6 protein-coding genes are annotated in these 7,315 nt (G+C 31.0%); 3 read left to right on the top strand and 3 right to left on the bottom strand.

Annotated elements, in window-relative coordinates; all coding sequences use genetic code 11:
* Nucleotides 1-202: 202 nt before the first annotated feature.
* On the bottom strand, nucleotides 203-847 hold the full coding sequence (locus Q0649_RS11825) for an undecaprenyl diphosphate synthase family protein (protein ID WP_298842011.1): 645 nt from the start codon (nucleotides 845-847) through the stop codon (nucleotides 203-205).
* A gap of 274 nt (nucleotides 848-1,121) precedes the next feature.
* On the opposite strand from Q0649_RS11825, the gene Q0649_RS11830 reads away from it, so the two are divergent.
* Both Q0649_RS11830 and Q0649_RS11835 read left to right on the top strand, forming a co-directional pair.
* On the top strand, nucleotides 1,122-1,685 hold the full coding sequence (locus tag Q0649_RS11830) for a TetR/AcrR family transcriptional regulator (RefSeq protein ID WP_298842013.1): 564 nt from the start codon (nucleotides 1,122-1,124) through the stop codon (nucleotides 1,683-1,685).
* Between the two features lie 201 nt (nucleotides 1,686-1,886).
* Nucleotides 1,887-4,436: a YhgE/Pip domain-containing protein gene (locus Q0649_RS11835; RefSeq protein ID WP_298842015.1), complete on the top strand. Its 2,550-nt coding sequence runs from the start codon at nucleotides 1,887-1,889 to the stop codon at nucleotides 4,434-4,436.
* 120 nt (nucleotides 4,437-4,556) lie between these two features.
* Here the strand turns inward: Q0649_RS11835 and Q0649_RS11840 are convergent, their stop codons facing one another.
* Nucleotides 4,557-5,204, bottom strand: coding sequence for a tRNA-uridine aminocarboxypropyltransferase (locus Q0649_RS11840; RefSeq protein ID WP_298842017.1), 648 nt, complete (start codon nucleotides 5,202-5,204; stop codon nucleotides 4,557-4,559).
* A gap of 32 nt (nucleotides 5,205-5,236) precedes the next feature.
* Nucleotides 5,237-5,731 (bottom strand): TspO/MBR family protein, encoded by a 495-nt coding sequence (locus Q0649_RS11845; protein ID WP_298842019.1) that lies wholly within the window; start codon nucleotides 5,729-5,731, stop codon nucleotides 5,237-5,239.
* Between the two features lie 307 nt (nucleotides 5,732-6,038).
* On the opposite strand from Q0649_RS11845, the gene Q0649_RS11850 reads away from it, so the two are divergent.
* A complete protein-coding gene (locus Q0649_RS11850) occupies nucleotides 6,039-7,121 on the top strand; it encodes a nitronate monooxygenase family protein (protein WP_298842021.1) in 1,083 nt (360 codons plus the stop codon).
* Nucleotides 7,122-7,315 lie beyond the last annotated feature (194 nt).

Here is a 7,315-nt window from a genome sequence, read left to right on the forward strand (position 1 = left end):
GTAATATAGTAATATATGCATTTACAACAATTTGTCTTGTTAATAACCATAAGAGCTCCTTTGAAGAAATAAAATTTATTTTGACATTATATAAATATTAAAAATACAATTTTACTAATAATAGAATATTTTACAACATAAAAAAATAGATACAGTTTGTTTTAAACATATATCTATACATATATCTATACATATAATATAATTAACCTCCGAGGGTTATATCTTGCTGATTATACCAATTTAATGCATTAGTTAAATGCTCAGGTTTGAAATCAGGCCAAAAGTCATTTATGACATAAAAGTCAGAATAAATGGATTGTATGGGTAAGAAACCACTAAGACGATTTCTACCACCCCAACGAATGATTAAATCTACTCTAGAAACATCTTTAGTTTTGATACAATTAATTATATTGCTTCTTTTACTGCTTTTGTTTTGGTCAAGGTTACTAAGATCCCATTCCCAGCCATAGTTAACTAAAAAATTAATCCTCATCCCACCCTTGCCGAAGGTTTTACGAGTAGTGAAAGGAAGTAGTTCTTTTGGAAACATAGGTGAGTCACTATTCCCGACTACTAACAAATCGGCATCTTGTGTACTTAAAAGTTTTACAGCATCTACACAAGCTTTAACAAAGGCTTCTCTTTGTATTGCTGGCCTTTTTGTATTATCTGTAGTAAAACCGTAATAAGTTATTTCTTTTACACCAGCATCTTTGCAAAGTTTATACAAAGATAGACCTGGATCTAATCCATAAGTATATCCTTTGTCCTTAGTCAAACCATTATCTACGCACCATCTTCTATTTCCATCGGGAATTATTCCGATATGATTTGGTATTCTCATATTATCACCCTTTAGTTATGAATTTTTATAACATATAAATCATAGTATATCCATTATTGCTACATTAATCCAATAATTTATTTGGTTATTAGTTGTTTTTAAAAAAAAAATTGAATTAGTTTATATAAAATAAATATTTTATATAAACTTTTGAATAAAGAAAAAAATAAGTTTAATATATAGTATAATATTATTAAAATATTGACATATTAATTAACTTAGTTAAAATATAGTGCGATATAAAATAATTTTCTTCATAAGTTGGGGTGTTTTAATGAATAAAACAAAGGGAGCTATATTTCAATCTGCAATAAAAAATTTTTCTATTAATGGATATGACGGAGCTACTATGGATGAAATTTCTGTAAATGCTGGAGTAGCTAAAGGTACGGTTTATTATTATTTTAAAAGTAAGGATGAGGTTTTTAAATACATAATTACTGAGGGTATTAGTTTATTAAGGCAACAAACAGAAAGCATTAATACTGGTGAGGGTAATTATTCTTATAAACTAAGAGAACTTAGCAAGGATCAGTTAAGATTGGTGTATGAAAATAGGGATTTATTTAAGGTTATAATGAGTCAGGCTTGGGGTGGTAAAATAAGACATCTTGAACTTAGAGAATTGCTTAAGGGGTATATGGAGGATATTAAAAAATTTTTAATTAACGCAATGGATGATGGCGCTATAAAAAAATGTGAGCCTTCATTTTTAACATATATATATTTTGGAACCTTGGTATCAGTAGCAATATATTATGTTATAAATAATGATAGTATGAAATTAGATGAAATTACAGATAATTTTATTAATGGTTTATTAAATGGAATAAAATAAAGCAAAACATAAATGTATTCCTATACAATAGAATATATGGCTGTTTTGCTTTATTTTAAAGTAAATATTATAAATAAAGTCAATGTATTTTTGTTCACAAAAAATACATTGACTTTATAATTTAAAAATGTATTATATATATGTACTGACTAGTCAGTATTTATATATATAAAAATAATATTTAGAGGACGAGGTGATAACATGAACTTTTTTAAAGTAGCTAAAAGAGATATTTCAAGCATAGTAAGAAACAGATTTATACGAGTATCGGTAATCGCAATTATAATAGTTCCACTTTTATATAGTTTGCTTTATCTTGATGCATTTTGGGACCCGTATGCAAGAATTAAGGATATGCCTGTAGCGGTTGTAAACCAAGATAGTGGTAGCATGAAGGACGGGAAGAAAGTTAATTATGGACAAAATCTTGTAGATAATCTTAAAAAAAAGCAGGCAGTGGGTTGGCGATTTGTTACAAAAGCACAAGCAGAAAAGGGAGTTAACGGAAAGAGTTATTATGCAATGTTCGTAATTCCTGATAATTTTTCTGAAAATGCATTAAGCGCGACAAAAGGTAAACCAGTGCAAGCTAAAATATTATATAGTGCAAATGAAAAGAGAAATTTTTTAGCAGCACAAATTAATGGCAAAGTTTTAGATCAGATTAAGGCAGAATTAACAAAAAACATGACAAATGAGTATACAACAGCAGTATTTGATAATTTATATGTAATTAAGGATGGTATGAAGCAAGCGTCCAACGCAAATAAAAAGATCTCTGACGGCTTAGCTTCCTCGAAGAAAGGTACTAGCCAGTTAAAAGATGGAACAGGAAAACTCAATGGTAGTGTTCCAGAATTGTCTGATGGAGTAGGAGAATTATTACTTGGATCTAATACATTAACTAGCAAACTAGGGGAACTTAAAAATCAGGTGCCGGAAATGGTAAACGGAGTAAATCAGCTTAAGGGTGGATCTGATCAACTAAATAATGGATTAAGTAAGCTTAACGGTCAATTACCAGCTATGGCAACTGGAGTACAAAAGCTTAATGAGGCATATAAAACTCAAATTGTACCTTCAACTAAAAAACTTAAAGATGGAGCATCACAACTTGCATCAGGACTGGGTGCGACCAAAGATGGGGTAACTCAGTTAACTAAGGCATCAAAAAAATTAACTGATGTTTCAACACAACTTGTAGATGGATCAGCACAACTTGCTACAGGAGCCGTTCCAATGAAAAAAGGCATGAGTGATCTTTCGACTGGAAGTGCACAAGTCGCTGGAGGCGTAGATGTTTTATTAAATAATACTAAAACATCTCAAGTGGCATTGCAACAAGCAGTAGATACTAAGCTTAAAGCATATATAAGAGATAATCCAGAAGCGATGAAAGATGCAAATATGCAAGGATTTTTAGCTGAATTAGATTCATTAAACAAAACGGCTACAGACGCTAAGAAAGTAGCAATGATGAATGAGCTTAAAGCGGGGGCTCATACTGTGGCAATAGGATCTAAGCAATTAGAGGATGGATCTTCAGGCTTTATAGATGGTTCACAAAAACTTGCACAGGGTACTGCCGCATTTGCAACTGGTGCAAATCAGTTTTCTAAAGGGGCTGGAATTTTTGCGGAGCAAACAGGAGCAGCTGCAGGTGCAGCAACTCAAATTAGTGGAGGATTAGATAAGCTATATGTGGCTATGAATGGGGACTTCAGAAATGGACTCTCACAAATTAATGATAAAATTCCTACATTAACTGGAGGAGTACAGAAGTTAGCGACAGGTTCAGGAGCTTTGTCTGTAGGGCTTTCACAATTCAACCAAAAGATGCCAGCGCTATCAGATGGAACTTCAAAATTAAATGATGGTTCAGCTCAGCTTACACAGGGAATTAGTACTTTAAATGGAAAATTACCTGAACTTAAAGATGGGGTAAATAAGTTATATTTAGGGTCTAGCAAGCTAGACGTTGGAATGACAAAATTGTCAGATGGTTCTAAAGAACTTAGTGACAAGACAACAAAGGGTTACAATGATCTTAATGGTAGTTTAAAAAATGATACTAAAACCATGGCGGCAACATTTTCAGAACCTGTAGTTATGGACCAAGAAGCGATAGATCCTGTTAAAACTTATGGTGAAGGTTTTACACCTTATTTTATTCCATTGTCATTATGGGTAGGAGCTTTAATGATGTTCTTTGTAATTACGGATAAGGTAGATGATGATATTAAAGCAAGTCCAGCAGCTGTTGTAGCTGGTAAGTTCTTATCATATGGGGCAATAGGCTTTATGCAGGCAGTTCTAGCAAGTGGAGCTGTAATGTTATTAGGGCTTAGACCGGATAATGTAGTGCTATATTTCTTATTTAATATTTTCTTATCATATGTATTTATAGCGATTATTCAGTGCATGGTATTCTTACTTGGGCAATTAGGAAGATTAATGGCAATTGTATTATTAATTCTTCAGCTTACCTCTTGTGCTGGTACATTCCCACTGGAAATAGTACCTAAATTGTTTAAAGTTTTAAATCCATTTATGCCGTTTACTTATGCGGTATCTGGATTAAGAGAAGTAGTATCAGGTATTGATTATGGAGTATTTACAAAAGATGTAACAGTACTTGCAGTAATGTTGTTTATATTCTTATTCACATCAATATTAATGAAGGGTCATGCAGATAAGGCACAAAACTATATAAAGGAAAGAAAAGAGCAAGCAGATAATGCGACTGTATAATATGAATAAAAAATAATTATTTTGCAAAAAACATACGTCACCCTTTAAGGGTGACGTATGTTTTTTACTTAATATTAAATAAAGGAAATAATATCATTAATTAATTCAGCTTAATTAGTATCAATTTTTATTATAAGTTATAAGCTTGTGACCACTTAGGCCAGCCTTATAGCTTTTTAAAAACAAATTATAAAAATCACTTATTGTTTGTGAATACTTATCATCACCACTTATGTTTAGTACCTCAATTGCAGCTTCTATTGTGCATAAATTACCTTCCTTTGCACCTCCTCTTAAATCATATATAGACTTAAAGTTTGGTTCTAATGAAATAATTGGAAGGTTTTCTAAATAGGAACTTTTTCTAAGTATTTTTCGTGCTTCTTTCCATGTACCGTCTATGATAATAAAGGCAGGAATTTTTCCTTTACTAATGCATTCAAATTTTGGGCACTTGGTTTCATTATTTTTTATGGGAAAAAGTAAAAATGGTTCATATATATTATTATTTAAGTTTGCTATTAATTTTTCTGGAATTATTGTTCTTTCCCAAAGAAAAATTTCTGTGGAATGTGGATTTATAAGTTTCAATAGTCTTGCGGTATTAGAAGGCCTATAAAATTCTTTTTCCGTTGATAAAATCCAAATTTTTGAATTCGTTTTTATTTTAGGTGCTGCAGAACAGATGCAATTTAAAATAGGTAGTCCACATTTGTTACAACTGTTATACAGACTGGTTATTTGTTTTATTTTATAATCTGAGTTCATAGTTCCTCCTAAGTATTTAATTATAGAAAATTTTAATTAAGCATCCATATAGTATAATTTAAAACTCCAGCAAATGATACCCAAGCAATGTATGGAATCATAAGATATGCTGCAGGTTTATCAATCCTATAAAACTCAAAAGTAGTTAAAAGAATGAATACTAATAATAGAAGTAACTCTAAAAAAGCTAAAGCGTATAATCTAAATCTGAAAAATATAATGGACCATAAAAAATTTAGAAATAATTGAATACCATATAAAATCAATGCTTTTTTTACATCGATACCGGATTTGTAAGTCATCCAAATCCTATAAGCAGCTAAAGCCATTAGAAAAAATAATATTGTCCATACAACAGGAAAAATCCACCCAGGAGGAGAAAAATTAGGTTTAATGAAATTATTATAAGCACTTGCTCCACCCATACTTAAAAAACCACTTAAAAAGCCCACTCCTTGTGCAATTAAAATGCTAATAATAAGAGCAATAATATTTTTTTCACCGTTTACTTTAAATATGTTAAACATGTTTTATCTTCCCTTCTACAATTATTTATAATAGAGTCTGCGTAAATATATAATAATATATTTTATAATATACTGATTTAAGAGTTATTTTATACCTATAACAAGTTTGGATAATTAATAGTGATATTAGGCAAAGTAAATTTATACACTAAACTAATATAAATATTGAAAAATAAGAATGAAAAGCTAAGCTATTAAAAACAATCTAATCAGGTACAAGATACTTTTATCTTGACATAGAATATAAAAATATATATACTTTGACTATCAAACTAGTTGAAAATCTAAGCAAAGGGAGAGGATAATTATGAAGTTACCTCCTTTAAAAATCGGAGAATTAATAGCACGTATTCCTATAATTCAAGGCGGTATGGGCGTAGGTGTATCTTTATCGAAACTCGCATCAGCTGTTGCAAATGAGGGTGGGATTGGAATAATATCTACTGCGCAAATTGGATTTAATGAAGAAGACTTTGCAACTAATGCAAAAGAAGCAAATAAAAGAGCATTAAAAAATGAAATTAGGCGAGCTAAAGAATTAAGCCCTAAGGGCATAATTGGAATAAATATTATGGTAGCAATGAATAATTATGAGGAACTAACAACAGTAGCACTAGAAGAAGGTATAGATTTAATAATATCTGGTGCAGGACTTGCACTTGATTTGCCCAAAATAGCTAAAGGATTTAAAACAAAACTTGCACCAATAGTATCATCTGCAAAGGCAGCTATAGTAATATCGAAAATGTGGGATAGAAAAAACAAATGTGCCGCAGATTTAATTGTTGTTGAAGGTCCAGAAGCTGGTGGCCATCTTGGTTTCTCTTTGGAATCGCTACTTGAAAAGAAAGCACAAGATTTAAAGCAAATAGTTAAAGAAGTTATAGAGGCAATTAAGCCTTTCGAAGAGAAGTATAATAAAAAAATTCCTGTAGTAGCTGCAGGTGGAGTTTATACTGGTACCGATATTTCAGATTTAATGAAAATAGGTGCAGCTGGTGTTCAAATGGCTACCAGATTCGTGGCAACGTATGAATGTGATGCTAGTTTAGCTTTTAAAATGGCATATATTAATTCAAAAGAAGAAGACATAAAGATAGTAAAAAGTCCAGTAGGTATGCCTGGACGTGCTATTAACAATGATTTTATGAAAGATGTAGAGGCGAATGGTTGCAAAGTAAGCAAGTGTTATTTATGTATTAAGAAATGTAATCCTAAAACCACACCTTATTGCATTACGGAAGCACTTATACAAGCCGTAAGAGGAAACTTAGACAAAGGACTTGTTTTTGTTGGAAGTAATGCTTATAAAGTAAATAAAATTGTGACCGTTAAGGAACTTATGACTGAATTAGTAGAAGAAGCAGAACAAAATTTTAGTTTATTATAGGTGAAATAAAATGTAAAAATATTCATATTTATGGTAAAAATATTGACAAATTACTACTCCATAGATATACTTTGAGTATCAAAGTACATGAAAACATAAGTATATGGAAATCAAGGTATGGGAAACGGTGATAAATATGAGCAGATCTGTTGGAGTTGTAAATGAACTTTTAGTAGAGACCTTTAGTGACATAT

It is taken from the genome of uncultured Clostridium sp. (genome assembly GCF_937920395.1).
Taxonomy (GTDB): Bacteria; Bacillota; Clostridia; order Clostridiales; family Clostridiaceae; genus Clostridium_AD.